Origin of the sequence: Thalassolituus sp. LLYu03, from assembly GCF_050507655.1 — a bacterium.
Lineage (GTDB): Bacteria > Pseudomonadota > Gammaproteobacteria > Pseudomonadales > Oceanobacteraceae > Venatoribacter.
Genome location: NZ_CP191496.1, coordinates 3,418,596 through 3,434,371, shown reverse-complemented (window position 1 = coordinate 3,434,371; position 15,776 = coordinate 3,418,596). Strand labels below are relative to the sequence as shown.

19 protein-coding genes are annotated in these 15,776 nt (G+C 59.7%); 15 read left to right on the top strand and 4 right to left on the bottom strand.

All coding sequences use genetic code 11. The annotated features are described in order from the left end of the window. Positions 1-10: 10 nt before the first annotated feature. From ftsE to ACQUQU_RS15270, 8 genes are all read left to right on the top strand, one after another. A complete protein-coding gene (ftsE, locus tag ACQUQU_RS15305) occupies positions 11-694 on the top strand; it encodes a cell division ATP-binding protein FtsE (protein ID WP_430463047.1) in 684 nt (227 codons plus the stop codon). After that, positions 687-1,664, top strand: a complete 978-nt coding sequence (ftsX, locus tag ACQUQU_RS15300) for a permease-like cell division protein FtsX (protein ID WP_430460569.1) — start codon at positions 687-689, stop codon at positions 1,662-1,664. The genes ftsE and ftsX overlap by 8 nt, the downstream gene beginning before the upstream one ends. A gap of 143 nt (positions 1,665-1,807) precedes the next feature. Next, a complete protein-coding gene (gene rpoH, locus ACQUQU_RS15295) occupies positions 1,808-2,677 on the top strand; it encodes an RNA polymerase sigma factor RpoH (RefSeq protein ID WP_430460568.1) in 870 nt (289 codons plus the stop codon). Between the two features lie 132 nt (positions 2,678-2,809). Further along, positions 2,810-2,938 (top strand): LPS translocon maturation chaperone LptM, encoded by a 129-nt coding sequence (lptM, locus tag ACQUQU_RS15290; RefSeq protein ID WP_430460567.1) that lies wholly within the window; start codon positions 2,810-2,812, stop codon positions 2,936-2,938. Continuing rightward, positions 2,938-4,191: a diaminopimelate decarboxylase gene (gene lysA / locus ACQUQU_RS15285; protein ID WP_430460566.1), complete on the top strand. Its 1,254-nt coding sequence runs from the start codon at positions 2,938-2,940 to the stop codon at positions 4,189-4,191. Before lptM ends, lysA begins: the two co-directional genes overlap by 1 nt. A gap of 9 nt (positions 4,192-4,200) precedes the next feature. Further along, positions 4,201-5,031, top strand: a complete 831-nt coding sequence (dapF, locus tag ACQUQU_RS15280) for a diaminopimelate epimerase (RefSeq protein ID WP_430460565.1) — start codon at positions 4,201-4,203, stop codon at positions 5,029-5,031. 25 nt (positions 5,032-5,056) lie between these two features. After that, complete coding sequence (locus tag ACQUQU_RS15275; protein WP_430460564.1) at positions 5,057-5,728, top strand: DUF484 family protein; 672 nt, start codon at positions 5,057-5,059, stop codon at positions 5,726-5,728. A 3-nt stretch (positions 5,729-5,731) separates the two neighbouring features. After that, positions 5,732-6,448, top strand: a complete 717-nt coding sequence (locus ACQUQU_RS15270) for an HAD family hydrolase (RefSeq protein WP_430460563.1) — start codon at positions 5,732-5,734, stop codon at positions 6,446-6,448. Here ACQUQU_RS15270 and ACQUQU_RS15265 read toward each other — a convergent pair. The 3 genes from ACQUQU_RS15265 to ACQUQU_RS15255 all read right to left on the bottom strand — a co-directional run bounded on the left by ACQUQU_RS15265 (position 6,396) and on the right by ACQUQU_RS15255 (position 8,247). Continuing rightward, on the bottom strand, positions 6,396-7,076 hold the full coding sequence (locus ACQUQU_RS15265) for a DUF3047 domain-containing protein (protein WP_430460562.1): 681 nt from the start codon (positions 7,074-7,076) through the stop codon (positions 6,396-6,398). The two genes, ACQUQU_RS15270 and ACQUQU_RS15265, sit on opposite strands and share 53 nt — an antisense overlap. Before the next feature lie 154 nt (positions 7,077-7,230). Then, a complete protein-coding gene (locus tag ACQUQU_RS15260) occupies positions 7,231-7,545 on the bottom strand; it encodes a hypothetical protein (protein WP_430460561.1) in 315 nt (104 codons plus the stop codon). 297 nt (positions 7,546-7,842) lie between these two features. Further along, a complete protein-coding gene (locus ACQUQU_RS15255) occupies positions 7,843-8,247 on the bottom strand; it encodes a c-type cytochrome (RefSeq protein WP_430460560.1) in 405 nt (134 codons plus the stop codon). 191 nt (positions 8,248-8,438) lie between these two features. On the opposite strand from ACQUQU_RS15255, the gene ACQUQU_RS15250 reads away from it, so the two are divergent. Beyond that, positions 8,439-9,548, top strand: coding sequence for a transglycosylase SLT domain-containing protein (locus tag ACQUQU_RS15250; protein ID WP_430460559.1), 1,110 nt, complete (start codon positions 8,439-8,441; stop codon positions 9,546-9,548). A gap of 18 nt (positions 9,549-9,566) precedes the next feature. On the opposite strand, the gene ACQUQU_RS15245 is transcribed toward ACQUQU_RS15250, so the two are convergent. Beyond that, a complete protein-coding gene (locus tag ACQUQU_RS15245) occupies positions 9,567-10,301 on the bottom strand; it encodes a substrate-binding periplasmic protein (protein ID WP_430460558.1) in 735 nt (244 codons plus the stop codon). A 117-nt stretch (positions 10,302-10,418) separates the two neighbouring features. On the opposite strand from ACQUQU_RS15245, the gene ACQUQU_RS15240 reads away from it, so the two are divergent. The 6 genes from ACQUQU_RS15240 (at position 10,419) to ACQUQU_RS15215 (ending at position 15,742) form a co-directional block, all read left to right on the top strand. Continuing rightward, positions 10,419-11,651 (top strand): DEAD/DEAH box helicase, encoded by a 1,233-nt coding sequence (locus ACQUQU_RS15240; protein WP_430460557.1) that lies wholly within the window; start codon positions 10,419-10,421, stop codon positions 11,649-11,651. Between the two features lie 84 nt (positions 11,652-11,735). Further along, the gene (locus ACQUQU_RS15235) at positions 11,736-11,924 is read left to right on the top strand and encodes a YnbE family lipoprotein (RefSeq protein ID WP_430460556.1); all 189 of its coding nucleotides are present in this window, start codon (positions 11,736-11,738) and stop codon (positions 11,922-11,924) included. A gap of 21 nt (positions 11,925-11,945) precedes the next feature. Then, positions 11,946-12,266, top strand: coding sequence for a YdbL family protein (locus tag ACQUQU_RS15230; RefSeq protein WP_430460555.1), 321 nt, complete (start codon positions 11,946-11,948; stop codon positions 12,264-12,266). A gap of 9 nt (positions 12,267-12,275) precedes the next feature. Continuing rightward, positions 12,276-12,872 carry a LemA family protein gene (locus ACQUQU_RS15225; protein WP_430460554.1) on the top strand — a complete coding sequence of 199 codons (597 nt, stop codon included), beginning with the start codon at positions 12,276-12,278 and terminating at the stop codon, positions 12,870-12,872. A 51-nt stretch (positions 12,873-12,923) separates the two neighbouring features. Next, positions 12,924-14,906 carry a M48 family metallopeptidase gene (locus ACQUQU_RS15220; RefSeq protein ID WP_430460553.1) on the top strand — a complete coding sequence of 661 codons (1,983 nt, stop codon included), beginning with the start codon at positions 12,924-12,926 and terminating at the stop codon, positions 14,904-14,906. Between the two features lie 212 nt (positions 14,907-15,118). Next, positions 15,119-15,742 (top strand): TetR/AcrR family transcriptional regulator, encoded by a 624-nt coding sequence (locus ACQUQU_RS15215; RefSeq protein WP_430460552.1) that lies wholly within the window; start codon positions 15,119-15,121, stop codon positions 15,740-15,742. Positions 15,743-15,776 lie beyond the last annotated feature (34 nt).

The window sequence follows — 15,776 nt, the reverse complement described above, 5'->3', positions numbered from 1 at the left end:
CAGCAACATCATGGTGCGCTTCGACCGGGTCAGCAAACGCTACCCCGGCGGGCGGGACGCATTAAGCGGCGTCAGCTTCGAACTGGAACGTGGTGAATTCGCCTTCCTCACCGGCCACAGTGGCGCCGGGAAAAGTACGCTGATGAAACTCATGATGCTGATGGACCGCCCGAGCCGTGGTCAGGTGTTCGTTGATGGTCATAATCTGGGGCGCATGGCCGGCTGGCAGGTGCCCTATCATCGCCGCAAAGTCGGAGTGGTGTTTCAGAATCACCAGCTGCTGTTTGACCGCAGCGTCTACGACAACGTGGCCCTGCCGCTGCAGATTGCCGGTTTTACACCGGCGGAAGCCGGTCGCCGGGTGCGCGCAGCGCTCGATTCCGTTGGCCTTCTTGGCATGGAAAAGCGCAATCCCATTGAACTGTCCGGAGGTGAGCAGCAACGCGTGGGCATCGCCCGGGCAGTGGTGAACAAACCCCCTCTGCTGCTGGCCGATGAGCCGACCGGTAACCTCGACCCGGAACTGTCTGAAGAAATCATGAATCTGTTCCTGCGCTTCCAGCAGGTCGGCGTCACCGTGCTGATCGCCACCCACGATATTGCGCTGGTGGAACGCATGGGGCATCGCCGTCTGATTCTCGATCATGGCCAGATGCACGAAGACGCGCTGATCGCCGGAGGTCAGTATGTCTGAGGCGAAACAGGCTCGGAACAACTCGGGGGCATCGCTGCAGAGCATTGGCGTGCAGCAGCGCTTCGGCGCATGGGCCGCACATCATCAGCTGGTGGCGGTCGAAACCCTGATCCGTCTGCTGAAAAATCCGCTGGGCAGTCTGCTGACCTGGATGGTGATCGCCATCGCCCTGACCTTACCGGGCGCGCTGTGGATGACGCTCGACAATATGCAACAGCTGAGCGGTCGTTTTCAGGAATCCGGCCGTATCACCCTGTACGTAAAACCCGGTACCAGCACGGCGGACGCGCAGGCACTGAGCAAACGCATTGATGCCCTGCCGCAGGTGGCCACCACTGAATTCATCAGCGCCGACGACGCACTGGCCGATTTCCGCGCCAACAGCGGTCTGGAAGCGGCCCTCGATTTTCTGCCCACCAACCCTTTGCCATCGGTGATTCTGGTAGAGCCGCCGCTGGGCATTCAGCAGGCCGATTTACGCAAACTGGTGGATCAGTTGCAGTCGTATCAGCTGATCGACAGCGTGCAGCTGGACATGGCCTGGGTTGAACGTCTGCTGGCCATGCTGGCGCTGGCAGAGCGGCTGATCTGGGTGCTGGGCATTCTGCTGGCGCTGGCCATTTTGCTGGTGGTGGGCAATACCATACGGCTGGCCATTGCCGCCCGGGTGGATGAAATCCGGGTGGTGAAGCTGGTGGGCGGCACCAACGCCTGGGTGCGCCGGCCGTTTCTCTATACAGGTCTCTGGTACGGCATGGTCGGCGGCTTGCTGGCCTGGCTGCTGCTCATCATCTGCTGGCTGCTGCTGAGCGGGCCGGTGGGTGATCTGGCGGAGCTGTACGGCTCGGCGTTTTCGCTGCGTCCACTGTCGGCTGGTGCAGCCCTGATGCTGCTGCTGTCCGCCATGTTGCTGGGCTGGTTGGGCGCCTGGTGGTCGGTTTCCCGGCATTTGGATCAGATCGAACCCTGATCGTATTGAATATGAATGTATTGTTCCGTAAAGGAACTTAATGACCGGTTGGATGTCGAACTTTACAGGTGCTAAACTCAGTCGCCGAAGAACTTAGCAAGGCCGGTAAACGCCGGCCCGCCAAGGCAATAGAGGAGTGTTCGATGAACAAAGGTTTGCAAGCCGTTAACGCGTTGACCCCGGGAGCCAATCTCGAGGCGTACATCTCTACGGTCAATGCCATTCCTGTGCTGACGCAGGAAGAGGAACGCGAGCTGGCTGAACGTCTCCATTATCACGATGATCTGGAGGCCGCCCGCCGCCTGGTTATGGCGCATCTGCGCTTTGTGGTTCACATTGCCCGCAGCTACTCAGGTTATGGCCTGAACCAGTCGGATCTGGTGCAGGAAGGCAATGTCGGTCTGATGAAAGCGGTTAAACGCTTCAACCCGGAAGTGGGTGTGCGTCTGGTGTCCTTTGCGGTGCACTGGATCAAGGCCGAAATCCACGAATTTATTCTGCGCAATTGGCGCATTGTGAAAGTCGCGACAACCAAAGCACAGCGCAAGCTGTTCTTTAATCTGCGCAGCCAGAAAAAACGTCTGGGCTGGCTGAATCAGGATGAAGCGACCTCCATTGCCAACGATCTGGGCGTGGAAACCAAAACCGTTTACGAGATGGAAGGTCGTCTGAATGCCTACGACGCGTCCTTCGATCCGGCCGCCGATGAAGACGACGATACTGCGTATCAGGCACCGTCCAATTACCTCGAAGATCACAGCATGGATCCGGCCCGTCTGGTCGAGTCTGATAACTTCGAACAGGACGCCAGCGATCGTCTGCACATGGCACTGGACCAGCTGGATGAACGCAGCCGCGCCATTCTGCAACAGCGCTGGTTAGCCGAAGAAAAAGCGACCCTGCATGATCTGGCCGCCATCTATCAGGTGTCTGCCGAACGTATCCGTCAGCTGGAAAAGAACGCCATGAAAAAGCTCAAAGATGCCATGGGCGGCGCTCTGTTACCGGCCTGATACTCAGGACGTTAAAAAAACCGCCGCTTGCCGGCGGTTTTTTTATGCGCCGCCGAAAGTCAGAGCGCCGCACGGCGCAGACAGTCCTGTGTAATCACCGTATAATCGGCCACCAATAACGGAGACTCCGGCATGATTCAGTTACGCCCCTGGTTACTTGTTCTGCTGACCCTGACAGGTCTTACCGCCTGCGGTCAGAAAGGTCCCTTGTATCTGCCGCAAGAAACTCCCGCTGCCACCTCTACGGAAGCTCAATCCTGATGCCGAATTTCACTTATCAGAACGGCGCACTGCACGCCGAACAGGTTTCACTGGCCGCGCTGGCCAAGCAATACGGAACACCTCTGTACGTTTATTCCCGTGCCGCGCTGGAACAGCAATTCAATGCTTACAACGATGCGTTGGGCGACTGGCCACATCTGGTGTGTTACGCCGTTAAAGCCAACTCCAACATCGCGGTACTGAACGTACTGGCGCGTCTGGGTGCTGGTTTCGATATCGTCAGCCTGGGTGAACTGGAGCGCGTCATCGCTGCCGGTGGCGACCCGAAAAAAGTGGTGTTTTCCGGTGTGGGCAAACAGGCGCACGAAATGGCGCGCGCCCTGGACGTGGGTGTTTACTGCTTCAACGTTGAATCCGAAGCCGAGCTTGAGCGTCTGAGCCAGGTGGCCAGCGAACGCGGTCAGGTGGCGCATGTGTCGCTGCGTGTGAATCCGGATGTGGACGCCAAAACCCACCCGTATATTTCCACTGGCCTGAAAGACAATAAATTCGGCATCGACATCAACGACGCGCCGCGCGTTTACGCCAAAGCGGCCGCACTGGCGGGTATCGAAGTCAAAGGCGTCGACTGCCACATTGGCAGTCAGCTGACTGAAATCCGTCCGTTCCTCGACGCCCTCGACCGCGTACTGGCGCTGGTGGATACACTGGCCGGTCAGGGCATTGAAATTCACCACCTCGATCTGGGTGGCGGTCTGGGTGTGAAATACCGCGACGAAACCCCGGCCACGGCCGGTGAATACATCGCTGCGGTAAAAGCGCGTCTGGGCGACCGTCGTTTCAAACTGATTTTCGAACCGGGCCGTTATATCGCCGCTAATTCCGGCGTATTTCTGACCAGCGTTGAATATCTGAAGCTGAACGAACACAAGAATTTCGCCATCATCGACGGTGCCATGAACGATCTGATCCGTCCGGCGCTGTACAGCGCATGGCAGGAAATCAAACCCGTGGCCGAAACCAGCGACGAGCCTGTGCGCGCGTACGATCTGGTTGGCCCTGTGTGCGAAACCGGTGATTTTCTCGGTAAAAACCGTGAGCTGGCGATTAAAGCCGGTGATGTACTGGCGGTCATGTCAGCCGGTGCTTACGGCTTTGTCATGGCGTCCAACTACAACACCCGTGGCCGTGCCGCTGAAATCATGGTCGACGGTGCCCGTGCCCAGGTGGTGCGTGAGCGTGAAAGCATCGCCAGCCTGTTCGCCAACGAATCCCTGCTGCCATCCGACTGAGAAGCAAACATGTGGCTTAAATTCAGCAAGATGCACGGGCTGGGTAACGACTTTATGGTGCTCGATCTGGTCACCCAGAGCGGGCACATCCGTCCGGAGCGCATCCGTGAACTGTCCGACCGTCACTTCGGCATCGGCTTTGATCAGCTGTTGATTGTCGAGCAGCCGTCCAAGCCGGACGTTGATTTCCGCTACCGCATCTTCAACGCCGATGGCAGCGAAGTGGAAAACTGCGGCAACGGCGCCCGTTGTTTCGCCCGCTTCGTGTACGATCAGCACCTGACCGGCAAGCGCGATATCCGCGTTGAAACCGCCAGCGGCATGATGGAACTGCACCTCACCGACGACCGTCAGGTGGTGGTGGACATGGGCAAGCCGGTGCTCGATCCCAAGCTGGTGCCGTTTGCCGCCGATACCTTTGCCGCCGAATACGACGTGAACATCGACGGTATTGGCCCGCTGAAACTGGGCGCGGTGTCGATGGGCAATCCGCACGCGGTGATCCGTGTCGATAACGTAGACACTGCACCGGTAGAAACCTGGGGCCCGCTGGTCGAGCCGCATCCGCTGTTCCCGCGCAAGGTGAACGTCGGTTTTATGCAGGTGGTGGATGAACACAACATTCGTCTGCGTGTGTATGAACGCGGTGCCGGCGAAACCCTGGCCTGCGGCACCGGCGCCTGTGCCGCCGTGGTGTCGGGTCAACTGCGTGGCTGGCTCAAACCCGGGGTGACCGTATCGCTGCCAGGCGGCGATCTGTACATCGAATGGGATGGTCAGTCGAGCGTACGCATGACAGGCCCGGCGGTGACGGTTTACGAAGGCCGCATCAATCTCTGACCGCAGCAGAACTTAAGGAAGCAGCATGAGCCAGCAACCCCGCTTAACCGATGCCGATGTCGTGCAGTATCTGCAGGACCATCCGGATTTCTTTATCGGCAAGGATGATCTGCTGGCCGAGCTGCATGTGCCGCACAATACCGGCCCGGCCACCAGTCTGGTGGAGCGGCAGTTGTCGGTGCATCGTCAGCGCAACGTCGAGCTGCGTCAGCGTCTGTCCGACCTGCTGGAAAACGCCCGCCGCAACGACCAGCTGTTCGAAAAGAGCCGCCGTCTGGTGCTGGCGCTGGTGGAAGCGGAAAACTGGTTAGGCGTTCAGGCCGCGCTGGACGATTCGTTGCGCAAAGACTTTGGCGTCGATCACTGGGCGCTGCTGCATTTCACCGAACGTAATCTCGATGCCCCGCTGATCGCCATCCGCAATGCCGAATTCCAGCGCACCGTGCACCGTCTGTTCAAAGGCCACCGCGCTGTGTGTGGCCAGCTGGCACAGGACGATATCGCCCGCCTGCTGGGGCTGGATACCACCAATGCCCGTTCCGTCGCCGCGGCTCAGGTGCGCGGTCAGGGCAACATTGGCGTACTGACCATCGCCAGCAACGAACCCAACTACTACCGCAGCTCGATGGACACCCTGTTCCTCGACTACATCGCGGACATTCTGGCGCTGCGTTTACCGCAGATTCCGGTGGCCTGATCCTTGACTGGTCAGGCTGTCCGGCTGCTGACGCTGGATCTCGATAATACGCTGTGGGAAACCGACCCGGTGATCATCCGGGCGGAGAAAGCCTGTCACGACTGGATTGTGCACAACGTGCCGCAGGCTGCGGACTTTTACAGTCTGGAAGCCATCCGCGAATACCGTAATCAGATTGCCGCCTGTTACCCGGACCTGCGTTTCCGCGTCTCAAAACTGCGCGAAGAAGTGCTGCGCCGTGTGTTTATGCAAAGTGGCATCGACCGCGATCAGGCCGCCTTGCTGGCCGCTGAAGCCTTTGCTGTGTTCTACAGGGCCCGCAGTGAGGTGACGCTGTTTGATGGCGCCTTAGAGGCGCTGACGCAGCTGGCCGGTGACTACCCTTTGATTGCCCTCACCAATGGCAACGCCAATCTTGAGCAGATCGGCATCCGTTCCCTGTTCCGGGCGCATTTCAGTGCCGAAGACATAGGTGCACCCAAGCCGCAGCCGGATCTGTTTTATCAGGCGCTGGCCGAGGCCGGGGTTGAAGCGGGGGAGTGTATCCACATCGGCGACCATCAGGAGCAGGATGTGGCCGCGGCGGCGCGGTTGGGATTCAGAACGGTGTGGGTCAATCTGGCGGATGCGGCGTGGGCAGAGCCCTCATGCGTGCCGGATCAGGAAATCACTCATTTATCGCAATTGCCGGCTGCTGTGGCGGCACTGAGTCGTCGCTGATCAGCACGATACTGTCGAGAAACGCACCGGTAACGGCTTTATCGCCGGCCATTCCCAGACCGACTTCAATGCGTTCCAGTGGCGGCAGCGGTTCGTTGTAAATCGCGGCCCAATCGCTGTTCAGATCGCGCGCAATTTTGTACCAGTTTTCAGCTTTGGCTTCTGCACCGGTCACCACGATGCGGTGTTCAAAATCGGACAGGGCTTCAATGGCGCCGGCTTCCTGGGCGCTGTCCCAGACGTAATGCAGGGTACGCTCCGGCCAGTTGTCGGTTTCTTTTACGTGCAGGGTTATGCGGATCAGGGTGCCGCCATCGACGTAAGTGTCGACGCTCCAGCGCCAGCTGAGTTTCGGGTTGGCGGGTGTCTCGTTGAGCTCGCGTTCAATGTTCAGATCGCCCTGGCTGCTCAGGTGCACGACATCGCCCTGCAGAATGTCGTACTGGCTGCTGATGTCGCAGTGACGGCAGTCAGATTCCCATTGCGACAGATTCTGCGCAGACAGCACCTGTTCGGCATGAGTATGACGGGTGGCATTGGCCAGCCAGAGCAGGGCGACCAGACCCAGGGCAATGGCTGCGGGAATTGCGTGCATACGGCGACGGGACTTTTTCGAGTAAATGTACATATTCGGGCTTCCTTGCCGGGGGATATTGCAGCGTATCAGCGCATCCGCGCCTGCGTTATCCAGTATCGGGCCATCCTGACCCAGCGGAAAGAATATCCGCATTCGGTAGCAGACGCTACCTGACCATTCCGGTCAGGTAGCGGAATTCGCCTCATCAGATAGGACGACTACCGTAATTTGAGGTCGGCTTGCGTGGCGGATCGGACATCACATTGTCTTCGACCTGCTGAATCTTGCCGCCGCGGGCCAGAAAGGCTTCGACATCGGCTGCCATGGATTCACGTACTTTATTACGCGCCGCCAGCGAAGAATTGGTGACCGCCGCTGCGGCTGCCAGATCTTCGGCACTTTCGTTATCGGAATCAGAGCCGGAGTCGCTGTCGCTTTCTCCGTCGCTGTCATCCATACCTTCCATCTCTTCCTCGTCTTCCAGAGGCTCGTCCTGCATTTCCAGTTCTTCATCGCTCATAGGCAGTTCTCCACTCGTATCCGGACCACGGGGGAAACCCCCAACGACGTGGGCCGTTGTTGTTTTCGCATAACATATAGCCAAGGTTTAATTTTCTGCCAGATGTGGCAAAAAATTTTTACGAAAATGCCGCCAATGTCCCGCAGGGAGCGGGTGATCTGTCACCAAACAAGTGAGTTGGTGCCTGATTTATAACGTGCACTTATTCAGTGAACGCTCAGTGATCAGAAGCCCCGGCGGCGGGGCATAAAAAAACCGCATCAGACGATGCGGCTTTTGTTCCTGCCGGTCAGTAAATTACTGGCGGCCGGACATGAACTTGATGGCGCCCAGCAGTTCGTCATCGGAGCAGTTCGCACAGTTGCCTTTTGGTGGCATGGCGTTCAGACCGTTGATGGCGTTTTTCAGGGTAGCATCGAAGCCTTTGGCCAGACGGGCATCCCAGGCGGCTTTGTCGCCTTTCTTCGGTGCGCCCAGCACGCCAATGCTGTGACAAGCAGTACAGGCAGTGTTGAATACCTGTTCGCCAGAGCGTGGTTCAGCCGCAGCAACAGCAGCGCCGCCACATTCTGCGCCCACACAAACCTGACCTACTGGCTTGATACGCTCAGCAATTTTGTCAGCCTGAGCATCAGTAGCAGCGTAGGCCTGAGCCATCACCAGAGTGGCAACAGCCACCAGCAGAGCTTTCAGTTGTTTCACGGAAGAGTCCTCTCTCTAAGCTTCACGGCTTACCGTTATTAAAATCGGCAGGCATTATAGCGGTATTTTGTGGGGGTTTAAATTGCACGGCCGGCAAAAGATCATGACCGGTGTCAGGTCGGCGGCACCTGCATTTGCCCCTGCCGCAGGCCTTGCATAAGCTTCTGCCGACACAGAATTAAGGACCCACCATGAACGGACGCCGCCGCTTTCTCTCACTTCTGCTGACCCTGCCGCTGTGGCCGTCGCGCCTGCTGGCCGGCGCCGAAGACGAGTTTGAACGTTACAAACGCCAGCAGAGCGAAGGGTTTCAGTCGCTGCAGGCCGAATGGGGGCGCTATCAGGCCACCTACCTTGCGGCCTGGAACGACTACCGCAACCGGCTCGGTAAAGTCTGGAGCAAGCCAGAGCTGTCGGCCAAAAAAGTGTGGGTCGAGTACAGCGACAACCTCAAGGTGCGGCGCACCCTCGATTTCGAGCACAACGAAGTGCGTATCTCGTTTACCGCCGATGAAGCAGCGCGCATCACCGACGAACGTATCCGCGCGGAGTTTGAACGCATCATGAGTGCCTCGGTGCAGCAGGCCTGGCAGCAGGACCCGGTGCTGAGCCGCAGCGAAAAGAACCGCCCTTCCGACAGCAAAACCCCGGTCAGTGGTTTGATGCCCGCCGACTGGCAACAGCAGTTTCTGCAGAAGAAAAGCAGCCGCCAGCAAACCGGCAAAGGCGAGGTGATCACCATCACCATTCCGCTGCCAGCTAATGCCGTGCCGGAGCGTTCACGCGAATATCTGCCGCTGGTGCAGCAATTCGCCGGCAAGTGGAAGGTGGATCCGGCGCTGGTGCTGGCCATTATGGAAACCGAATCGGCGTTTAACCCCATGGCGCGCAGCCAGATTCCGGCTTTTGGCCTGATGCAGATCGTGCCGACCAGCGCCGGCCGCGATGCGTCGAAGCTGGTGTACGGCAGCGAGCGCCTGATGACCGGCGCCCAGCTGTGTACGCCGGCCACCAACATCGAGATGGGGTGTGCGTATCTGAGCCTGCTCGACAGCCGTTACCTGAGTGCCATTACCGATCCGCAGAGCCGCCGCTTCTGTGTCATTGCTGCCTACAATACCGGCGCAGGCAATGTGGCGCGGGCGTTCAGCGGCAATACCTCGGTGGCCGACGCGGCCAAACGCATCAACCGCATGACACCGAAACAGGTATACACGCATCTGCGCAGCCAGCTGAAATACGAAGAAGCCCGCAACTACGTGCAGAAAGTAACCACTGCACTGACGCAATATCAGAGCTGAATCTGGACGGGCAGAAAGTTACGGCTGTTCTGACCTTGTATCCGGGCTGAGGTAGCTGTGCAGGATAGCGTCATAGCGGCCATTGGCCCGCAGTTCGGCCAGCCCGCTGTTGAAGGCATCGCGCCAGACCGCTTCGCGGAACGCCACTTTGTAGGGTGTCGGTGGAAACAGAGTGAATATCTCGATGCCGGCATCCGTGACCGGCGCCGCCCGGGCATGGCGGAAATAGGTGAAGATATTCTGATCCAGCACAATCACATCCACCCGTTCATTGAGCAGCATGGCGATCTGCAACTGCTGCTGCGCCAGTTCGTGGTATTCCGGGTTGGCTGCTGCCATGGCCCCGAACGCCGGACCTAAATAGTGGCGCGCATTCTGAAACGCCAGCACGGAATAACCGGCCAGATCACGCACCTCATGCACCGGCAACCGGCGCTTGGCCAGCGCGATGGCCACGTTCTGATAGCGGATGTGTTCTGCCGAATAAAAAGCCTTAAGCCCAGAGTCTTCGTTCACGGTCAGGGCGCCTTCGGTCTGGCCCTGACGCACGCTGTCGACCACCCGCTGAAACGGCATAAATACCGGTTCGATGTCATAGCCGCGCAGCGCCAGCGCCTCACGCACTATGTCCAGCTCCATCCCTGTGCCATCGGCCATGATGTAAGGCGGCAGCGATTGCCCGACCGCCAGACGCAGGGTATCGGCCAGCGCCGGGCCGGACATAATCAGCAGAATCAGCAGCCAGATCCGCAATGCGTGCTTCCCCATTCGCCATTGGTGTTCTGAGCATTTTAGTTCAGTGAGCCGCACGGGCCATGGTGGGCTGCATGCTACAATGCGGCCTTTCTGTCGCAGGCTGAGCATCCCACCATGACATTCGCTGCACTGGGTCTGAACGAACCTTTGCTGACCACGCTGAATTCCCTCAGCTATCACACACCGACAGCCGTCCAGCAGGGGGCTATTCCGGCGATTCTCGGCGGCCGTGATGTGCTGGCCGGGGCCCAGACCGGTACCGGTAAAACGGCCGCATTTCTGCTGCCGCTGATTCAGCGTCTGGGCGGACAAAGCGCACAGAGTAAGGCGCCGCTGGTGCTGGTGCTGGCGCCGACCCGCGAGCTGGCGCAGCAGGTGGCCGACAGTGCCGGAAAGTACGCGCAGGGCACCGCCATGCGCACCGGCATCGCCTACGGTGGTGTCAGCCTGCGCCCGCAAATCGAAGCGCTGGCCGAAGGCCGTGAGATTCTGGTGGCTACGCCCGGGCGTCTGCTGGATCTGATCAACCAGCAGGCGCTGGTGTTGTCCGATGTGGCGGCGCTGGTGCTGGACGAAGCCGACCGCATGCTCGATCTGGGCTTCAGCGATGAAATCCGCGCCATCCTCAAGCTGCTGCCGAAAACCAAACAGACTCTGTTCTTCTCGGCCACCTTTCCCAAGCTGGTGAAAGACCTCGCCTACGGCATGCTCAAGGATCCGCTGCTGGTGGAAGTGACGCCGGAAAACAGCACAGTCGACGCCATCCGCCAGACCCTGTATCAGATGGATAAAGGCAAAAAAGCCGGCGCGCTGGCGTTTCTGATCGGCTCCGGTAACTGGCAGCAGGTGCTGGTGTTTGTGCGCACCAAACAAGGTGCGGATGCGCTGGTAAAAGAACTGGCCCTCGATGGTATTAAGGCCGACTCGCTGCACGGCGATAAAAGTCAGGGCGCGCGGCAGCGGGCGCTGGACGATTTCAAAGCCGGCACCATCCGCGCACTGGTGGCCACCGACGTCGCCGCGCGCGGCATCGATATTGTGTCGCTGCCGCACGTGGTGAACTTTGAGCTGCCGTTCAATGCCGAAGACTACGTGCACCGCATCGGTCGTACCGGCCGTGCCGGTAACGAAGGGCACGCCATCAGTCTGGTGGCGCGTGACGAAGAAAACCTGCTGGCCGACATCGAACAACTGATCGGCCGGCCGCTGCCCATGATCTGGCTGACCGGTTTCGAACCCGCCTTCGATGAAGCGCTGGCGCGCAGCGGTAATCCGCGCAAGCAACGGGCCAAGGCCAAGGCAAAAGCCAAAGCGCAGGCGGTCTACGGCATTAAGAAAAAGAAATAAGGCGCGCACAAAAGCAGCGGCAAACCGTTGCATTCGTGGGCCCGGGCTATAGAGTAAACACACCTCACGGAAGGACCGGACATTATGATCAAGGTAAAACACAGCCTGCTGGCGCTGCTGATGCTGGCACCGCTGAGCGCCTGCACCCTGAAGGTGGCGGCGCCGGACAAGCCCATCACCATCAATCTCAACGTAAAAATTGAGCACGAAGTACGGGTCAAAGTAGAGAAAGAACTCGAAGACCTGTTCAAAGAAGAAGACGGATTGTTCTGACAGGGGCGCAAGGAGTCACTTATGAAAAAGTTTTTACTGACGGTATCGGCATTACTGGTGTCCCTGAGCAGCTGGGCACTGGAACTCGACAGCGCCAAGCAGATGGGGCTGGTGGGCGAGCAGAGCAACGGCTATCTGGGTCTGGTTGCCACAGGCAATAACGACGCAGCCGCTCTGGTGGTCGACATCAACCAACAGCGCAAACAGAAGTATCAGGACATCGCTGCCAAGCAGAACACAGGCCTTGCCAACATCGAGAAAATCGCCGGCGAGAAGCTGACGCAGAAAGCGGCCGCATCGGGTGAATATTATCAGGATGCCTCCGGCAACTGGGCGCGCTGAGGAAGGGCTATGAGTACTTCAACCATTGTTATTCTGGTCGTGCTGGGTCTGCTGGTGGTGTACGCCATCAGCATTTACAACAATCTGGTGACCCTGAAAAACCGCTACGAAAACGGTTTCGCCCAGATCGAAGTGCAGCTTAAACGCCGCTACGATCTGATTCCCAATTTAGTCGAAACCGCCAAAGCGTATCTTAAGCACGAACGTGAAACGCTGGAGGCTGTGATCAGCGCCCGTAACGAAGCGCTGGCCGGTCTGAAAGCCGCCGCCGGACAACCGGGTGCAGCCGACGCCATGAAACAGCTGGCCGGTGCCGAGGGTTCTCTGGCCGGTGCGCTGGGTCGCCTGAACGTGGTGATGGAAGCCTACCCGGACCTCAAGGCCAACCAGAACATGATGCAGGTGTCGGAAGAACTGACCGCCACCGAAAACAAAGTGGCGTTCGCCCGTCAGGCGTTCAACGACGCCGTCACGGCTTACAACACCTTCCGTCAGTCATTCCCGCCGGTGCTGCTGGCGGCGAGCTTCGGCCATCCGGCCAACGCCACGCTGCTGGTGTTCGAAGACAGCGCTCAGATTCAGAGCGCGCCGAAAGTCAGCTTCTGACCCCCCAACGCCGGATGACCCCATCCGGCGTTTTCCTTGTGGACACGGACCATGGATTTTTTCGCCCATCAGGATCAGGCGCGTAAACGGACCGGCCATCTGGTCGTGCTGTTCTCGGCGGCTGTGCTTACCCTCATTGTGCTGCTCAACCTGCTGCTGGCCTTTGTGCTGTGGGGCATGGATAAGCACGTCACCGGCAAATACACCGATATTGTGCACATGGCCAACGACCCCTCCACCGGCCTGCCGGTGCGTCCGGGGCTGTTTGCCTATATGTCGCTGGAGCAATGGCTGGCCATTACCGCCGGGGTGCTGGTGATTGTCGGTGGCGCCAGCCTGGTGAAATGGATGACCCTGCGCGGCGGTGGCCGTCAGGTGGCGGAATCGCTGGGCGGTCGTCTGCTGCTGCCGGCCAGCAAAGATTTCTACGAACGCCGTCTGCTGAATGTGGTTGAGGAAATGGCCATTGCCTCGGGTATGCCGGTGCCGCCGGTGTACGTGCTCGACGACGACAGTATCAATGCCTTTGCGGCGGGCTATCAGCCGTCGGATGCGGTGATCGGCGTTACCCGCGGCTGCATGCAGCAGCTTACCCGCGACCAGCTGCAGGGCGTGCTGGCCCACGAGTTCAGCCATATTTTTAACGGCGACATGCGCCTGAATATCCGCCTGATGGCGGTGCTGTTCGGCATTCTGTTTGTCGGCATGATCGGCCGCTACATCCTCAACAGCGCGTCGCGCCGCAGCGGTTTCAGCAGCGGCAATAAAAAGGACAACGGCCTGCCGATTTTTCTGTTCGGTCTGGGGCTGGTGGTGATCGGTTATGGCGGCGTGTTTTTTGGCAACCTGATCAAGGCGGCGGTCTCGCGCCAGCGCGAATTTCTGGCCGATGCGTCGGCGGTGCAGTTCACCCGCAATCCGGACGGCATCGGCGGGGCGCTGAAGGTGATTGGCTATGGCGCCGGCAGCGTGATCAGCAGCCCGGAGCGTGAGGAAACCGCGCACATCTTCTTTGGTCAGGCGCTGCCGTTCCGCTTCAGTGGATTTGCCACCCACCCGCCGCTGGATGAGCGCATCCGCCGCATTGAACCGCGCTGGGATGGCCGCTTTCTGCCGCCGCAGAAACGTGCCGATGCCGAGGCCGAATCGCCGGACGTTGCGGTCGGGCGTCAGGCTGCGGCGGCGTTCGCCGGTGTCAGCCTGATGGCCGGCGATGCACCGATTGAATACACCCCGGCCAGTCCACAACCGCGCGCCGACCGCGCCAGCCACACGGATTTCAGCAGTGGCGACGAGGTGGCGGTGGCGGGTGAACGCGACAAACTGGCCGATGCCGCGCGCGACGCCTACAGCGCCCGCGCACTCGTCGTGGGCTTGTTGATGGCGCCGCCTGAGCGTTTCGTGCACGAGCAGCAGCTGGATCTGATCCGCAGTCAGCAGGGTGTGGATTTCTACAAGCAGGTGCTGCGCATGCTGCCCCTGCTGCAGGCGCTGCGCGCCGAAGAGCGCCTGCCTTTGGTCGAAACCGCGATTCCGGCGCTGAAGCAATTGTCGGCGGCCCAGTATCAGGATTTCCGCCAGCTGCTGGTGCAGCTGGCCAAGGCCGACGGCGAGATCGATATCTTCGAGTGGTGTCTGTACCGCCTGATTCTGCAGTACCTGAATCCGCATTTTGAGGCGGTTACGCCGTCGGCCACGCGCTTTGCCAAAGTGGCTGACGTGGCCGACGATCTGGCCGTGGTGCTGTCGGTGCTGGCCTGGTTCGGCAGCGATCAGCAGGAGAGTGCGTACACTGCTTTCTCGCGCGGTTGCGATGCGGCAGGTTTCGCAGGTCTGACGCTGCAGGCGCGCAGCAACAGTCTGAAGCCACTGAATCTGGCGCTGACCCGCCTGACCGAAGCTTACCCGCACCTCAAGGGCCGGCTGGTGAAAGCCATGGTTGCCTGCATGGACAGCGACGGTCAGCAGCGTCCGGTGGAACTGGATCTGGTGCGTACCATCAGCGCCCTGATGGAAGTACCGGTCAGACTCTGAACAATCCGTTCTTCCTGACAATCCAGCGCTGCGTTCTTCCCTAAAGCCGGCTGTGGTAACATGCCGGCTCTTCTTAACCAGCGTTCAGCTGGCTGCAAACCGCCCGACGGCAGACCGAGGCGGTGTCATAAATCACTCTGCGTTGTTGTGTCTCTGTGGCCCGGAAGCCACGGGGCGTTTACCGTTCAGGATGATTGCCGACTGGAGCCTCCATGCTGCAACCCGGGCTGACTGCCGCCCAGCGCCGTATCTACAAAGCGGCCCTGCATCTGTTCGCCGAAAAAGGTTCGACTCAGGTTACCGTGCGTGAGCTGGCTGACATTGCCGGCGTGGCCCGCGGCACCGTCTACAACCATGTGGAATCCATCGAGCACCTGTTCGAAGACGTGGCCGTGCATCTGGCCGACGAAATGAACCAGCGCATTCTGTCGGCGTTCCGCTCCCAGCCCGACCCGGCCGCCAAACTGGCCGCGGGTATCCGCCATTACGTCCGCCGTGCCCACGAAGATCCGGCCTGGGGCAGTTTTATCAGCCGCTTTGGTTTCAGCAACGTCGCCCTGCGCCGTCTGGGTTCCGGCGCACCGGTGCAGATTCTGATGGACGGCATTCAGCGCGGCATTTATCAGGTGCGCCAGGATCAGTTGTCGGCCGTGATCACCATGGTTGCCAGTTCGGTGCTGGGTTCGATTTATCTGGTGCGCGAAGGTCTGCGTACCTGGCGAGACGCCGGCAGCGACTGCGCCGAACTGGTGCTGCGTGCATTGGGTGTAACGCCGGAAAAGGCCCGCCTGCTGGCCACCGCCGAGCTGATGCCGCTGCCGGAACCGCGCCGCTGAGCCGAGTCACCGGCCGTCTGTGCTGTCGGCCGTC